This window comes from Bacillus sp. AC266 (genome assembly GCF_979253805.1).
Genome location: NZ_CEEDEC010000008.1, coordinates 1 through 15928, shown reverse-complemented (window position 1 = coordinate 15928; position 15928 = coordinate 1). Strand labels below are relative to the sequence as shown.

Here is a 15928-nt window from a genome sequence, read left to right as displayed (position 1 = left end):
TGTTGGATTACATATCAAAAAACTTATACGGAATACTAACAAATGAAATAGTATTTTCTATTTCGAAGTTAATTAAAAAGGAGTGTTTTTCTAATGAAGCAAAACATCGGCACAATTAGTGCTCTAATTCGAATTACACTCGGACTCATCCTCTTCGGTTGTAGTACAGCTAAACTCGTACGTAAACCCTGGTGCACTTGGTCTAAAGTTTTGCTATGGATTGGTGCCATGAAAATTGCGGAGGGGATCGTTCGTTTCTGCCCTATTGTTGAAGCCTGTAAGTTTGGAAAATATATGAATATGAGCGCATTTAAAATGCCTAGCATGAATTTCACTGAAAAAGGACATAATAAAGAAGAAGTTAATTCAGCTTCCAGTCATGACAAGCCAAAGGCAAATTCAGATGGAAGTTATGACACTTCTGACAAAGAGATTGAGTCAGCGATTGAAGAATTAATCCTGGCAAAACCGCTTTGAATCATTTGTCACGATGCAAGATGCTCTCAAAGGGACTTAGCTGCTGCAGTGGGCAGCTAAGTCTTCTTTATTTTACCACGAAACAGAACGTACATTCTTGTTTTTGCCCTTAAAACGTACATAAAAGATATCAAACAATAAAATTCAGAAAATTAGGTGTAACCCTCTTGCATGTAATGATATAAAAGTGATATCATTTTTATATCAAGGAGGCGATCATATGAAAGAAAAACAAGTATTTTATGTTAATGGATTTCTCGGCGTTATTGGAATTTTAGTTTTAGCCGCTATCGGTGTATTTTGCCTTGTACAAGAAATGTTTGTAATAGCTATTTTAGCTCTCATATTAGCATCTGTTTTAGCTACAGGTATCGGTATCGTTCAACCGAATCAAGCGAAAGTTATTACGTTCTTCGGTAGTTATTTAGGAACAATTCGTCAAAATGGTTTATTTTTAACAATTCCATTCGCTTTTCGTCAAACTGTATCTTTACGTGTTGAAAACTTTAACAGTAAGAAATTAAAAGTAAACGATGTTGAGGGCAATCCAATTGAAATTGCAGCCGTTATCGTATATAAAGTTGTTGATTCCGCAAAAGCAATGTTTGGTGTTGAGCATTACGATCGATTCGTAGAAATTCAAAGTGAAACAGCAATCCGCCACGTTGCTACAAAATATCCTTATGATAATTTCCAAGATGAAACTTGCATCACGTTACGAGGAAATACTGAAGAGATCTCTGAAGAATTAAAGCGTGAGTTAGAAGCACGACTTGAAATCGCTGGCGTAGAAGTATTAGAAACTCGTTTAACACATTTAGCTTACGCAACAGAAATTGCCCATGCAATGCTCCAGCGTCAACAAGCAAAAGCAGTATTAGCTGCTAGGAAAGAGATTGTTGAAGGTGCTGTGAAGATGGCGAAAGATTCAATCCATATGTTAGATGAAGAAGGCGTACTGGAACTCGATGACGAGCGTAAAGCAAATATGGTGAACAATTTATTAGTTGCCATCGTTTCAGATAAAGGTGCGCAACCAGTTATTAATACAGGAAGCCTATACTAAAGGTTGTAAGTGATTATGGCCAAAAAGAAAAGCTTTCCATTACGTATTGATCCTGAATTACACGCAGTCATCGAAAAATGGGCGAATGATGAGTTTCGTAGCGTCAATGCACACATCGAGTATTTACTTCGAGAAATGGCAAAGCAAAAAGGGAAATTAAAAAAAGATAAAGATGCATAAAAATCCCGCTGAGAAATCAGCGGGATTTTTTATACATTAGCTTTTCATCATCTCATGCCCAATTGCACGATATCCTATATCACTTCGGTAAAATAAACCATCACTCTCAATTTTACCGATTTCTTTATAGACCTTATCTTTCGCTTCTTGTAAACTATTCGCCTTACAAGCAACAAATAATACACGGCCACCGTTTGTTACAAAGTCACCATGTTTCATCGCTGTACCCGCATGGAAAACTATTACATCTTGCAGTGCATCTAATCCGTTAATAATTTCACCTTTTTTATATGCTTCTGGATATCCTTTCGAAGCAAGTACGACACCAATAACTGCTTCCTTTGACCATTGTAACGTTAATTCACTTTCATCTAATACAGCGTTACATACATCAACTAAATCATTTTCTAAGCGTGGTAATACAACTTCCGTTTCAGGATCGCCAAAGCGTGCATTGAACTCAATTACCTTTGGACCATCATTCGTTAAAATAAGCCCCGCATATAAAATTCCTGTAAACGAACGATTTTCTTGAATCATCGCTTTAGCAGTTGGATGTAATACTGTTTGAATCGCTTCTTGAACCGCTGATTCCGGAATTTGTGGTACTGGGGAATATGCACCCATTCCGCCTGTATTAGGACCTTTATCAGCATCAAAAGCTCGTTTATGATCTTGAGCAATTACCATTGGATGCACAGTTGTTCCATTTACAAATGCCATTAATGAAAATTCTTGTCCATCTAAAAACTCTTCAATAACGACCTTCTTGCTTGCTGCGCCGAATTTCACATCTTGTAGCATTTCTTTCACAGCTTGTAATGCCTCTTCAAGCGTCATTGCTACTGTTACACCTTTACCAGCAGCTAACCCATCTGCCTTAATTACGATCGGTGCACCAACTTTCTGAATGTACTTTACTGCCTCTTCATAGTCTGTAAAAGTTTCATATGCCGCAGTTGGAATATCATACTTTTTCATCAATTCTTTTGTAAAAGCTTTACTACCTTCAATAACCGCAGCCGCTTTATTAGGTCCAAATACACGAAGTCCCTCTTCCTTAAAGCGATCAACGATTCCATTCATAAGTGGAATTTCTGGTCCAACGAAAGTTAAGCCTACATTGTTTTCTTTTGCGAATAAGACTAATGCATCAAAATCATTCTCATCAATATCAACTGGTGTTGCAACATCTCGCATACCTTCATTACCTGGCGCTACATATACTTTTTCTACCTTTTCAGATTGTGCAAATTTCCAAGCTAAAGCATGCTCACGTCCACCACGGCCGATTACTAAAACATTCATATTTCATCCCCCAATAATTAAATAAGTACAAACTAGAAGCTATGCTCCTAGTTTGTTTTCATATCAATAAAAGTTTAAAAAGGAGGATCAAGAGAACCGAGCAGGTCAAGGCGCATTTGCCAGGAGGACACGGAGTGTAGCTTTCCTACATGAGTACCGCACTGGCATTGCAACGACGACATGCGACAGTTATCTTGACCGGACTTTTTAAACAACCGTATCAATAGAAAGTTAAAAAGGAGGATCAAGAGAACCGAGCAGGTCGAGGCGCATTTGCCAGGAGGACACGGAGTGTAGCTTTCCTACATGAGTACCGCACTGGCTATGCAACGACGACATGCGACAGTTATCTTGACCGGACTTTTTTAACATCCTCTATTAGTGTTTGAAATGACGTACGCCAGTGAACACCATCGTAATCCCATACATATCTGCCACTTTAATAGAATCCTCATCACGAATTGATCCACCTGGTTGGATAATTGCTGTAATACCAGCTTTTGCTGCTTCTTCTACTGTATCTGGCATTGGGAAGAAAGCATCAGATGCAAGTGCGCTACCTTGTGCTTTTTCGCCAGCTTGTGTAATTGCGATTTTTGCAGAACCTACACGGTTCATCTGTCCCGCACCTACACCAACTGTCATGTTATCATTCGCTAAAACAATTGCATTTGATTTCACATGTTTTACAACTTTCCAAGCTAGTTTTAAATCTTTCCACTCTTGCTCTGATGGTTCACGTTTCGTTGGAATTGAAATTGTACTTTCATCTAATGATAACGTATCTTCCTCTTGAACAAGAAGTCCACCTTGTACAGAAGTTAGCTTTTTACTTGCGCTTGTTGCTTTTTCAATATTTACAGTTAGTAAACGTAAATTTTTCTTACTTTGCAATACTTCTAAAGCTTCTTGTGAGAAAGAAGGTGCGATAACAATTTCTAAGAAAATTTCGTGTAACTTTTCTGCTGTAGCTTTATCAATTTCACGATTCGCTGCAATAATGCCTCCGAAGATTGATACTGGATCTGCTTCATAAGCGCGTGTGTATGCTTCATGAATATCCGTACCCACTCCAACACCACATGGATTCATATGTTTTACCGCTACTACTGCTGGTTCTGTAAATTCTTTTACGATACTAAGCGCTGCATCTGCATCGTTAATATTGTTATAAGATAATTCTTTACCGTGTAATTGTTCTGCATATGCAACAGAAGAAGTTGCAGCAAATGGTGCTTTATAGAATGTCGCTTTTTGATGCGGATTTTCTCCATAGCGTAAATCTTGTTTTTTCTCAAATGTCACCGTTAACGTTTCTGGGCTTTCTTCGCCCATTTGCTTTGTTAAGTAGTTAGAAATTAACGCATCATATGCCGCTGTATGACGGAATACTTTCGCTGCTAATTTACGTTTCGTTTCCTCTGTTACTTCACCGTTCTCTTTCAGTTCTGCTAATACAACATCATAATCTACTGGATCTACAATTACCGATACAAATTTATGATTTTTCGCAGCAGAGCGAATCATTGTTGGGCCACCGATATCAATATTTTCAATTGCATCAGCAAATGTTACATCAGGCTTAGCGATTGTTTCTTTAAATGGGTATAAGTTAACAACAACAAAGTCAATTGGCTCCATACCTAATTCATTCATTTGCGCTACATGCATTTCATTATCACGAACTGCTAATAGACCACCATGAATATTTGGATGTAATGTTTTTACACGACCATCCATAATTTCTGGGAAACCAGTTACTTCAGAAATACCAATTACTTGCAAGCCATTTTCTTCTAATAATTTTTTCGTACCACCTGTTGAAATAACTTCAATCCCTTGTTCAAGTAAACCTTTAACAAATTCTACTACTCCTGTTTTATCTGAAACACTTACTAATGCACGCTTTTTCATTTATCCTTCACCCCTGGTTGTATGTTAGTTAACAGTTGGTTTTTTTCACAGACTGAACAATTTGATTCACTGTATTTACGTATAATTTATGTTCAACTTGTTGAATTTTCTTTTGTAAGCTTTCTCTCGTATCCCCTTCAGAAACAACTACTGCTTCTTGCGCAATAATCGGACCTGTATCCATACCTGCATCTACATAGTGAATCGTTACTCCGGTTACTTTCACACCCGCTTCTAACGCTTGACCAACAGCATCTTTCCCTGGAAAACTCGGTAGTAGTGATGGATGAATATTAATAATTTTCCCGCCGTACGCTTCTAGTAAAGTCGTTCCAATTAAACGCATATATCCAGCTAAAATAACATAATCAATTTCATACTCTTCTAGCTTTTTTAATATCTCTTTTTCAAATGCTTCTTTTGACTCATATGCTTTCGCTGAAAAGGAAAAACACGGAATATGGTGATAATGTGCCCGTCCAATAGCGCGTGCCTCTGGTTTATCACATACTAATAAACTAATATCTGCATCCAATATTTTGTCTTCTACCGCATTAATGAGAGATTGAAAGTTAGAGCCGCTCCCAGAAGCAAAAACTGCTAATCTACTCATACTTCTGTTCCCTCAATAAAGGTAACACCAGACCCTTGTACAGTGTGTCCAATAATATGAGCTTTCTCGCCTTGTTCCTCAAGAAGACGAACAATATCTTTTGCCTCTTCTTCCTTTACTGCTACTACCATACCAATACCCATGTTAAAAATATTGAACATTTCTTTCTCTTCTAGTTTTCCAACTTCTTGAAGTAAACTGAAGATCGGTTGAACTTGCCAAGATCCTAATTCAATTTCCGCACCGATTCCTTCTGGCAACATACGTGGAATATTTTCAATGAATCCACCACCTGTAATATGTGCCATACCGTATACTTCATGTTTCTTCAATAGTTCTAAAATAGGTTTGACATAAATTTTCGTTGGTTTTAATAATTCTTCACCAAGAGGTAGTTCTAAGCGTCCGTAAATACGATCTAAAGATAGTTCTCCATCTTCTAGTAGCACTTTTCTTACTAAAGAATAACCGTTACTATGAATACCGCTAGATGCTAAGCCAATTAATACGTGACCAGCTTCAATTTTTTCACCTGTTACAATTTTCTTTTTATCAACAATTCCAACTGTAAAACCAGCTAAATCGTATTCTTCCGTAGAATACATTCCTGGCATTTCAGCTGTTTCTCCACCAATTAATGCACAACCAGCTTGGCGACAGCCCTCTGATATACCTTTGACGATGTTTTCAATTTTACTAGGTTCAGCTTTACCACAAGCAATATAATCAAGGAAGAAAAGCGGCTCTGCTCCTTGGACAACAATATCATTTACACACATTGCTACTGCATCAATACCAATTGTGTCATGTTTATCTGCCATAAAAGCGAGCATCAATTTCGTTCCCACGCCATCTGTTCCAGATACTAATACAGGTTCTTCTAATGCAAATTTTGATAGATCAAACATACCTCCAAAACCGCCTAAACCGCCTAGCACTTCTTTTCTCATTGTTGTTTGTACGTGTTTTTTCATGCGAGATACCGCTTCATATCCAGCTTCAATATCTACTCCTGCTTGCTTATATGCATTCGCCATCGTTATTTACACCTCGTCTTTTAATTTCTCCCCATCCAGGGCGGCCGTTTTAAGAAAGAAGCTAGCTTCTACATCAAAAGAAGTAGAAGCTTTTTTCTTCTTATTTCATACTTTCTAAAAGCTCTTGCTCATAATCATAAAGAGCTGTTGGATAGTCTCCATTGAAGTAAGCCATACATAGACCACCGTATTTTCCTTCATATGGGCGTCCAATTGCATCTACTAATCCATCTTCACTTAAAAATGTTAGTGAATCTGCTCCGATGATTTGACGGATTTCTTCTATTGAATTATTTGCTGCGATTAATTCTTTTCTCGTTTGAATATCAATGCCATAGAAGCATGGATACTTAAGAGGTGGTGAAGCAATTCTTACATGGACTTCTGTCGCTCCAGCCTCGCGAAGCATACGAACAATTCGTTTACTTGTCGTTCCTCTTACGATAGAATCGTCAATCATAACAACTCGTTTTCCTTCAACTACGCCTCTTACTGCTGAAAGCTTCATCTTAACCCCTTGCTCACGCAGTTCTTGAGAAGGTTGAATAAACGTACGTCCAACGTAACGATTTTTAATTAACCCTAACTCATACGGAATCCCTGTCGCCTCCGCATAACCAATTGCTGCTGAAATACTAGAGTCTGGTACACCAGTAACAACATCAGCTTCAATAGGAGCTTCCGCCGCTAAACGTTTCCCCATGTTTTTACGTGCTGCATGAACATTAATACCAGCTATATTAGAATCTGGACGTGCAAAGTAAATGTATTCCATACTGCAAATCGCGTGGTCTACTTCATTTGTAAAACGATCTACGTGAATTCCTTCATCATTGATAATAAGCAATTCACCAGGTTCTACATCACGAATGTATGTTGCACCAACTACATCGAAAGCACATGTTTCCGATGCTACAACGTAAGCATCCCCCATCTTTCCAATTGAAAGAGGACGGAATCCATTTGGATCTAGCGCAACGATCATTTCATTTCCAGTTAGTAAAAGATATGCAAACGCACCTTTCACTTTATTTAGAGCCTCTTTTACACTATCAATTAAAGAATCTTTTGTACTACGCTTAATGAGGTGTAAAAGTACTTCTGTATCTGAACTTGTTTGAAAAATACTTCCCTCTGCCTCTAATTCACGACGAAGCATTTTTGCATTAATTAAATTTCCGTTATGAGCTAACGCCATGCTATGATCGGAAAAACGGAATAATAATGGTTGAACGTTAGCAACTTCACTTCCACCAGCTGTTGCATATCGTACGTGTCCAATTGCTGATTTCCCGTTTAATCCCTCTAGCTCACCTCTTGAAAACACTTCTGATATTAAACCTAACCCCTTGTGACCGATGATTTTTTCCCCATTATTTACAACAATGCCTGCGCCCTCTTGCCCACGGTGCTGCAAACTGTGCAATCCGTAGTACGAAACTTGTGCTGCATTTTCATGCCCCCAAATTCCAAAAACGCCACATTCTTCATTTAACCCCTTTATTTCAGCAAGCATGGGATTGCCCCTTTCCAAGCCTTTCTCATTTCATCTACATTTGCTGTAAGTAATACTTCATTTTCTTCATTATGAATTGTTACTTCATTTGTATTTGTCACTTCTCCAACTTGAATTGCTTCAACCACTTTCTCAAATGCTTCTTTATTTTCACGTTTTACGGTTATAACGAAGCGCGATTGTGATTCTGCAAATAATACTGCTGTTGCTTCTCCGTCTAATTTCACAGTAGCACCTAAACCGTTAGCACCAATTGCACTTTCAGTAATTGCAACTGCTAAACCACCTTCTGCAACATCATGTGCAGATTGAACAAGGCCAGCTTGAATTGCTGCTAGTACTTGTTTTTGGCGTTTTGATTCTACATCTAGATCGATGCTTGGTGATTGACCGAAAATTTTTCCGTAGATCATTTTCTGTAATTCACTTCCACCAAACTCAGCTTTCGTCTCTCCAATTACATAAACTAAATCGCCAGCTTGTTTAAATTCTTGTGTTGTTACGTGTTTTAAATCGTGTACAAGTCCAACCATCCCAACAGTTGGTGTTGGATATACAGCTTCACCACTACGCTCGTTATACATTGATACATTCCCGCCGATAACTGGCGTTTGTAACTTGCGGCAAGCTTCACTCATACCGTCTACTGATTTCTCAATTTGCCAGAAGATCTCTGGTTTTTCTGGGTTACCGAAGTTTAAGCAATCTGTAATTGCAAGTGGCTCCCCGCCAGAACATACGATATTACGTGCTGCCTCTGCTACTGCAATTTTACCGCCCACTTCTGGATCTAAATAAATGTAGCGAGAGTTACAATCTGTCGTCATTGCTAATCCTTTTTCTGTGCCGCGTACACGTATAACCGCTGCATCTGAACCTGGTGTAACGATTGTGCTAGTGCGCACTTGATAATCATATTGATCATATACCCACTCTTTACTTGCAATCGTTGGTTGTTGTAATAGAGCTAATAACGTTTCTTTATAATCTTCTACTTTTGGTGTTTCCATTTTCATCTGCTGAAACTCAGCAAAGTATGCTGCTTCTTTTGACGGTTTATGATAAATTGGTGCTTCTTCTGCAAGAGCATCCGCTGGTACTTCAGCTACCATTTCATCTTTATGGAATAATCGAAGCATTTTATCTTCAGTTACTTTCCCCATCGTAACTGCTGCAAGACCATACTTCTCAAATAAATCTACTATTTCTTGCTCTCTACCTTTTTTCACAACGATTAACATACGCTCTTGTGATTCAGATAACATCATTTCATATGGAGTCATTCCAGTTTCACGCTGCGGTACATCATCTAAGTACATTTCAATACCCATACCTGCTTTACTTGCCATTTCTGCAGAAGATGATGTTAAACCAGCAGCTCCCATATCTTGAATTCCAACAAGTGCATCAGACTGAATAAGTTCTAAACATGCTTCAATAAGAAGTTTCTCCATAAATGGATCCCCTACTTGAACTGCCGGACGCTTCGCTTCTGAGCTTTCAGATAACTCTTCAGATGCGAATGTTGCACCGTGAATACCATCACGACCAGTTGATGCTCCTACGTACATTACTGTATTACCAGCACCATGTGCTTGCCCTTTTTTTATATCTTCATGATTAATTAGACCTACACACATTGCATTTACAAGTGGATTTCCTTCATAACATGGATCAAACTGTACTTCGCCGCCAACAGTAGGAATACCAATGCAGTTACCGTATCCTGCGATTCCTGCTACTACTTCTTCGAATAAATATTTCACACGTGGTGATTGTAATTCACCGAAGCGAAGTGAGTTTAATAGAGCTACCGGACGTGCTCCCATAGAGAATACATCGCGAATAATACCACCGACACCTGTCGCTGCCCCTTGATATGGCTCAATTGCAGAAGGATGGTTATGACTTTCCATTTTAAATACAACCGCTTGATTATCACCGATATCTACAATTCCAGCGCCTTCTCCAGGTCCTTGTAAGACACGCTCACCTGTCGTTGGAAACTTACGAAGAACTGGCTTTGAATTTTTATAACTACAATGTTCAGACCACATAACAGAGAATAGTCCCGTTTCTGTATAATTCGGCAAACGGCCTAAAATCTTTTCAACCATGGCAAACTCTTCGTCTGTTAGCCCCATTTCCGCATATATACGCTCTTCTTTAATTTGTGTTGGATTTGGCTCAAGCATTAACGACATATGTTTCCCTCCACTGTTTTAAGATAGATTGAAAGACTTTTAACCCTTCAGCACCGCCAAGTAATTCATCTACAGCACGCTCTGGGTGTGGCATCATACCAAGAACATTTCCTTTTTCATTTACAATACCTGCAATATCTGAAACGCTTCCATTCGGATTTTCTACGTAACGGAATGCGATTTGATTATTCTCTTCTAATTGTTTAAGAGTTGCTTCATCACAATAGTAATTCCCCTCACCATGTGCAATTGGAATATTGATTACTTCATTTTTTTCATATTGTGATGTAAACATAGTTTCATTATTTTCAACACGTAACTGAACCGTACGGCACATAAACTTTAAGTTTTCGTTTCTCATTAATGCTCCTGGTAGTAATCCTGATTCAACAAGAATCTGGAATCCATTACACACTCCTAAAATTGGCTTTCCTTGCTCAGCAGCTTTTTGCACTGCTTTCATTGCGTTAGCAAAGCGAGAGATAGCACCACAACGTAAATAGTCACCGTAAGAGAATCCACCTGGTAGTAAAATTGCATCATATTCATCTAAATTCTCTCTATCGTGCCAAACGTAATCTACTTCTTCACCAAGCTCATCTTTAATTGCATGGAACATATCGACATCACAGTTCGAACCTGGGAATACTATGACTGCAAATTTCACTGTGCGACAACCTCCTCAACTTCATAACGGAAGTCTTCCATTACAACGTTTGCTAATAATTTTTCACACATTTCTTTTACCTTGCTATCCAGATCAGATACTGATTTATCAATTGTTAATTCCATATATTTTCCGATTCGAACGTCTTGTACTTCTGTAAATGAAAGACTATGAAGTGCTCCCTTTACCGCAGTTCCTTGTGGATCTAATACACTTTCTCTTAACGTTACATATACCTTAACTTTATACATGTGAAGCTCCCCCTAAACGTTTTAAAATTTCTTCATATGCTTCTGTTAAATTCCCAAGATCACGACGGAATACATCTTTATCAAATTTTTCATTGCTCGTTTCATCCCATAAACGGCAAGTATCTGGTGAAATTTCATCTGCTAATATGATTTCCCCTTCTTCTGTTACGCCAAACTCTAATTTAAAATCTACTAATCTTACACGACAGCTTGCGAAATGCTCAATCATCACTTGATTGATTTGTAGAGCTGCATCTCGTAATACGCTTACTTGCTCTGGTGTTGCAACATTTAACAAACGAATATGATCTTCCGTTACAAGTGGATCTCCTAAATCATCATCTTTGTAGTAAAATTCTACAATTGGTGTTGTAAGAGCAGTTCCTTCTTCCATTCCTAGTCTTTTTGAAAGACTACCTGCAATTACGTTTCTTGTGACAACTTCTAATGGAATAATACTCACCTTTTTGACAAGTTGTTCTGTATCAGATAACTTCTCCACAAAGTGTGTTTTAATTCCAACTTCTTGTAACTTTCTGAACAATAAAGTTGTAATCTCATTGTTCAAACGACCTTTTCCTGTAATTGTCGCTTTTTTCTCCCCATTGAAAGCAGTCGCACTATCTTTGTACTCTACCCAAACCATATCTGCTGCTTCTGTACGATAAATTCTTTTTGCCTTACCTTCATACAGCAATTCTAGCTTTTGCATTTCGCAAGCCCCCTGTAGTTTGAAAAATGTGAATAATATTTTTATAAAGAATGGCACAGAATGACTCTATTCTGTGCCATATGAAATTTTACGCTTCGTTTAATCCAAGGCGTTCAAAGATTGTATCAACGTGTTGCATATGATGTTCATAATTGAAACATTCGTTAATTTCTTCTTGCGTTAACTTACTTGTAATACGCTCGTCAGATTCTACAAGCTCTTTAAATTGTACTTGTGTTTCCCAAGCTTCCATTGCTTTAGGCTGTACGATATCATAAGCTTCTTCACGTACCAGACCTTTGTCAATTAGTGTAAGCATTACGCGCTGAGAGTAAATTAAGCCGTATGTTCTTGTCATATTGCGTTTCATATTCTCTGGGAATACAGTTAAGTTTTTAACGATATTACCAAAGCGATTTAACATGTAATTTAACGCGATTGTAGCATCTGGTAAAATTACGCGTTCTGCAGAAGAGTGAGAGATATCACGCTCATGCCATAACGGAACATTCTCGTAAGCTGTCATCATATAACCGCGGATAACACGAGCTAAACCAGTCATATTTTCAGATCCAATTGGATTACGTTTATGCGGCATTGCAGAAGAACCTTTTTGACCTTTTGCGAAAGCCTCTTCAACTTCACGTGTTTCACTCTTTTGTAAACCACGAATCTCAACTGCCATCTTTTCAACAGATGTTGCGATTAGTGCAAGTGTTGACATGTAATGTGCATGACGATCACGTTGCAATGTTTGTGTTGAAATTGGTGCTGCTTCTAATCCTAAGTTTTCACAAACATACTTTTCTACGAATGGATCAATATTTGCATATGTACCAACCGCACCAGATAATTTACCAACGCGAACTGTATCAGCAGCTTGTTTGAAACGCTCTACGTTACGTTTCATTTCTTCATACCAAAGACCAAGTTTTAAACCAAATGTTGTTGGCTCTGCATGTACACCGTGTGTTCTTCCCATCATGATCGTGTATTTATGCTCTTTCGCTTTATTAGCTAAAATACTAACAAAGTTTTCTAAGTCTTTTAACAAGATTTCATTTGCTTGTTTTAAGATATAAGATAACGCTGTATCTACTACGTCTGTAGATGTTAAACCGTAATGAACCCATTTACGTTCCTCGCCTAATGTTGGTGTTTCTGATACAGCACGAGTGAAAGCAACTACGTCATGACGTGTTTCTTTTTCAATTTCATAAATACGATCAATATCAAATGATGCATGTTCACGAATTTTTTTCACATCTTCTTTTGGAATATCGCCAAGCTCAGCCCATGCTTCACACGCTAAAATCTCAACTTCTAACCACGCTTTAAATTTGTTCTCTTCCGTCCAAATCGCACCCATTTCAGGGCGTGTATAACGATTAATCATCTTTTTCCCTCCAACAGTTGTTCTTGATGGTCCCAAATATGCAAACTCTTCGCTTTTTCTAGAGCGACTTCAATATTATCATTTAAAATATTAACATGCCCCATTTTTCGCTGTGCTTTTGCTTCTTCTTTTCCATACAAGTGTAAATAGCACCCGGTTAGTCTATTCACTTGTCCTAGGACCCCTTCTATATGTTCGCCTAAAATGTTAACCATGACAACTGGTTTTAACAAATTTGTTTCTCCAAGAGGTAAATTACAGATTGCTCGAATATGTTGACCAAATTGACTCGTTTCACATGCATCCTGTGTATAGTGTCCTGAATTGTGAGGTCTTGGTGCTAATTCATTAATGTAAATCTCACCGTCAGCTGTAGCAAACATCTCTACCGCTAGTGTTCCCACAAGTTCTAGTTCATCCGCAAGTACCTTTGCGTAAGCAATTGCTTTTTGAGAAAGTTCTTCTGTAATGCGGGCTGGAACGATAGATTCATGCAAAATGTTATTTACATGAATATTTTCCGCTACCGGAAATACTTTCGTTTCACCACTTACACTACGAATTACAATAACTGATACTTCTTTTTCAAAGGGCACCCATTTTTCTAGAATGCACTCTGCTTTATTAGTAAGTTCTTTTGCTCTCACAACATCAGCTTCACTCTTTAAAACCACTTGCCCTTTACCATCGTATCCACCTGTCGTTGTTTTTAAGACAGAAGGGAAAGATAACTCTTTAATTGCTTCTGTAAGTTGATCTTGATTTTGAACCAATCTATACGATGCTACTGGTAACCCAGCTTTTTCAATTGCATTCTTTTCTGTAAAACGATTTTGCGTTTTATTTAACAACTGACTACCTTGTGGTAAGTAAGCATGTTTTTCAAGCCATTGTAAACATCTATAATCAATATTCTCAAATTCATATGTGACAACGTCGCTTATCTCTGCTAAATGCTGAATTGCTTTTAAATCGTCATATGGTGCAACGACTTCAACATCAGCAACTTGTGCACATGGTGAATGCTTTGTAGGATCTAAAACAGCAATTTTATAACCCATTTCCTTAGCTGCCAACGCCATCATTCTTCCAAGCTGGCCGCCTCCAATAATGCCGATTGTTTTTCCAGGTAAGATGATTCTCGTCATACTAGCTCACTACCTTCACGCACAGTTTTCTCAATAGCTTCTCGTCTCAACTCTAATGCATCATGTATGTCATCATGAAATGATCCAAGTATTTGTGCAGCAAGCAATCCAGCATTTGTTGAACCAGCCTTACCAATTGCAACAGTTGCAACTGGAACCCCTCCTGGCATTTGGACAATGGATAATAACGAATCTAGGCCGTTTAACGCCTTTGATTGAACTGGAACACCAATTACAGGAAGATTTGTCTTCGCTGCAACCATTCCTGGTAAATGCGCTGCTCCACCAGCTCCAGCAATAATAACTTTTACTCCACGTTCACGAGCTGTTTCTGCATATTCAAACATATAATCCGGAGTCCGATGAGCGGATACAACTTTTTTCTCATACGGTATATTTAATTCATCTAAAATGTCACAAGCATATTTCATTGTTTCCCAGTCTGACGTGCTTCCCATTATGACTCCAACTAGTGATTTCATATTAGAATCCCCCCGATTCAAATAAAAAAAGCCTGAAATAGAACAGTTTCTCTTTTACTATGAGAGAAAGTGCTCTACTCAGGCATACGTATCCCTTGTGAATAGAAAAATACCGAGTGACTTTCCCTCATAGTCTAACGAATAACGGTCGTTAGGTAGAGACTTGCAGGCCATATCCCCGCGATTATATGAGGTCTTATATATTATTGTTTCTATGGCTATATTAACAATATTTCATAAACAATGTCAATAAATAATCGAATGTTTTTTTATTAGTCATCGATAACGTTCGTGTTTTAGTTATATTCAAAAGAAGAATTGCAACTATATGCAAGAAGGAAAGGGAATTAGAATATATATTTCTAGAGATCTATTTTACGTATAACTATTTATATAATACTTCAGTATGTTTTACTCAATATACATACTCTCTTGTGTTCTATACATCGATAGAACCTATATTATAACGATTTAATTTCAAAGGAGGAATAACCGTGAAAAAAAATAACTGTGCTATTATCCTATTTATTTTTCTCTATCGCAGTAATTGCTGTAATTATTGAATGCTTATTTATATCATCCCATTTTTTCTACTCTCATTATTATGATAGAAATAATCTTTCCTATTCTTAGGGATTATTTTAGGAGCATTCGAAAAATCCGGAGCACAAAAAATCATTGCCATTATTTTAAACTGCCTCTATTTCATTCTTTTTTCGTCTTTAGGATTATTAAATTTATGGATTTTAACCTTCGGTAAATAAAAATAAACACAAAAAAACCTAAGTCGAAACGACTTAGGTTTTTGCTTGGCGACGTCCTACTCTCACAGGGACAAGGTCCCAACTACCATCGGCGCTAGAGAGCTTAACTTCCGTGTTCGGTATGGGAACGGGTGTGACCTCTCTGCCATCATCACCAAACTGATGAAGGTATATTCCTTCAAAACTAGATAAC

The 15928-nt window shown here is 37.9% G+C and carries 15 protein-coding genes, 1 rRNA gene, 1 pseudogene and 1 riboswitch; of the genes and pseudogenes, 4 read left to right on the top strand and 13 right to left on the bottom strand.

Annotated features, from left to right (window positions below):
* Positions 1 to 93 precede the first annotated feature (93 nt).
* The 3 genes from AC0IXC_RS25090 to AC0IXC_RS25080 all read left to right on the top strand — a co-directional run bounded on the left by AC0IXC_RS25090 (position 94) and on the right by AC0IXC_RS25080 (position 1723).
* On the top strand, positions 94 to 477 hold the full coding sequence (locus AC0IXC_RS25090; RefSeq protein WP_471653516.1) for a YgaP family membrane protein: 384 nt from the start codon (positions 94 to 96) through the stop codon (positions 475 to 477).
* 220 nt (positions 478 to 697) lie between these two features.
* Positions 698 to 1543 (top strand): SPFH domain-containing protein, encoded by an 846-nt coding sequence (locus AC0IXC_RS25085; protein WP_002063557.1) that lies wholly within the window; start codon positions 698 to 700, stop codon positions 1541 to 1543.
* A 15-nt stretch (positions 1544 to 1558) separates the two neighbouring features.
* Complete coding sequence (locus tag AC0IXC_RS25080) at positions 1559 to 1723, top strand: type II toxin-antitoxin system antitoxin (protein ID WP_001085171.1); 165 nt, start codon at positions 1559 to 1561, stop codon at positions 1721 to 1723.
* Positions 1724 to 1759: 36 nt separating this feature from the next.
* Here the strand turns inward: AC0IXC_RS25080 and purD are convergent, their stop codons facing one another.
* From purD to purE, 12 genes are all read right to left on the bottom strand, one after another.
* Positions 1760 to 3031 (bottom strand): phosphoribosylamine--glycine ligase, encoded by a 1272-nt coding sequence (gene purD, locus AC0IXC_RS25075; protein ID WP_471653515.1) that lies wholly within the window; start codon positions 3029 to 3031, stop codon positions 1760 to 1762.
* 378 nt (positions 3032 to 3409) lie between these two features.
* Positions 3410 to 4945, bottom strand: coding sequence for a bifunctional phosphoribosylaminoimidazolecarboxamide formyltransferase/IMP cyclohydrolase (gene purH, locus AC0IXC_RS25070; RefSeq protein WP_471653514.1), 1536 nt, complete (start codon positions 4943 to 4945; stop codon positions 3410 to 3412).
* Positions 4946 to 4973: 28 nt separating this feature from the next.
* On the bottom strand, positions 4974 to 5558 hold the full coding sequence (gene purN / locus AC0IXC_RS25065; RefSeq protein WP_471653513.1) for a phosphoribosylglycinamide formyltransferase: 585 nt from the start codon (positions 5556 to 5558) through the stop codon (positions 4974 to 4976).
* Positions 5555 to 6595, bottom strand: a complete 1041-nt coding sequence (gene purM, locus AC0IXC_RS25060) for a phosphoribosylformylglycinamidine cyclo-ligase (protein WP_002010019.1) — start codon at positions 6593 to 6595, stop codon at positions 5555 to 5557. Before purM ends, purN begins: the two co-directional genes overlap by 4 nt.
* A gap of 100 nt (positions 6596 to 6695) precedes the next feature.
* Positions 6696 to 8111, bottom strand: coding sequence for an amidophosphoribosyltransferase (purF, locus tag AC0IXC_RS25055; protein WP_002124870.1), 1416 nt, complete (start codon positions 8109 to 8111; stop codon positions 6696 to 6698).
* Positions 8096 to 10315: a phosphoribosylformylglycinamidine synthase II gene (gene purL / locus AC0IXC_RS25050; protein ID WP_326996989.1), complete on the bottom strand. Its 2220-nt coding sequence runs from the start codon at positions 10313 to 10315 to the stop codon at positions 8096 to 8098. The genes purF and purL overlap by 16 nt, the downstream gene beginning before the upstream one ends.
* Positions 10299 to 10982: a phosphoribosylformylglycinamidine synthase subunit PurQ gene (gene purQ, locus AC0IXC_RS25045; protein WP_002140189.1), complete on the bottom strand. Its 684-nt coding sequence runs from the start codon at positions 10980 to 10982 to the stop codon at positions 10299 to 10301. Before purQ ends, purL begins: the two co-directional genes overlap by 17 nt.
* Positions 10979 to 11233 (bottom strand): phosphoribosylformylglycinamidine synthase subunit PurS, encoded by a 255-nt coding sequence (purS, locus tag AC0IXC_RS25040; protein WP_000278823.1) that lies wholly within the window; start codon positions 11231 to 11233, stop codon positions 10979 to 10981. Before purS ends, purQ begins: the two co-directional genes overlap by 4 nt.
* Positions 11226 to 11945 (bottom strand): phosphoribosylaminoimidazolesuccinocarboxamide synthase, encoded by a 720-nt coding sequence (gene purC / locus AC0IXC_RS25035; protein ID WP_002029482.1) that lies wholly within the window; start codon positions 11943 to 11945, stop codon positions 11226 to 11228. Before purC ends, purS begins: the two co-directional genes overlap by 8 nt.
* Before the next feature lie 88 nt (positions 11946 to 12033).
* Positions 12034 to 13341, bottom strand: coding sequence for an adenylosuccinate lyase (purB, locus tag AC0IXC_RS25030; protein WP_002139387.1), 1308 nt, complete (start codon positions 13339 to 13341; stop codon positions 12034 to 12036).
* On the bottom strand, positions 13338 to 14489 hold the full coding sequence (gene purK, locus AC0IXC_RS25025) for a 5-(carboxyamino)imidazole ribonucleotide synthase (protein ID WP_002140188.1): 1152 nt from the start codon (positions 14487 to 14489) through the stop codon (positions 13338 to 13340). The genes purB and purK overlap by 4 nt, the downstream gene beginning before the upstream one ends.
* On the bottom strand, positions 14486 to 14971 hold the full coding sequence (gene purE / locus AC0IXC_RS25020) for a 5-(carboxyamino)imidazole ribonucleotide mutase (protein WP_002167058.1): 486 nt from the start codon (positions 14969 to 14971) through the stop codon (positions 14486 to 14488). The genes purK and purE overlap by 4 nt, the downstream gene beginning before the upstream one ends.
* Before the next feature lie 110 nt (positions 14972 to 15081).
* A riboswitch (purine riboswitch) is annotated at positions 15082 to 15183 on the bottom strand.
* A 298-nt stretch (positions 15184 to 15481) separates the two neighbouring features.
* Between purE and AC0IXC_RS25015 the strand changes: the two are divergent.
* Positions 15482 to 15735 (top strand): annotated as a pseudogene (locus AC0IXC_RS25015) (hypothetical protein).
* A gap of 43 nt (positions 15736 to 15778) precedes the next feature.
* Here AC0IXC_RS25015 and rrf read toward each other — a convergent pair.
* Positions 15779 to 15894: ribosomal RNA gene (rrf, locus tag AC0IXC_RS25010) — 5S ribosomal RNA — on the bottom strand.
* Between the last annotated feature and the right edge of the window lie 34 nt (positions 15895 to 15928).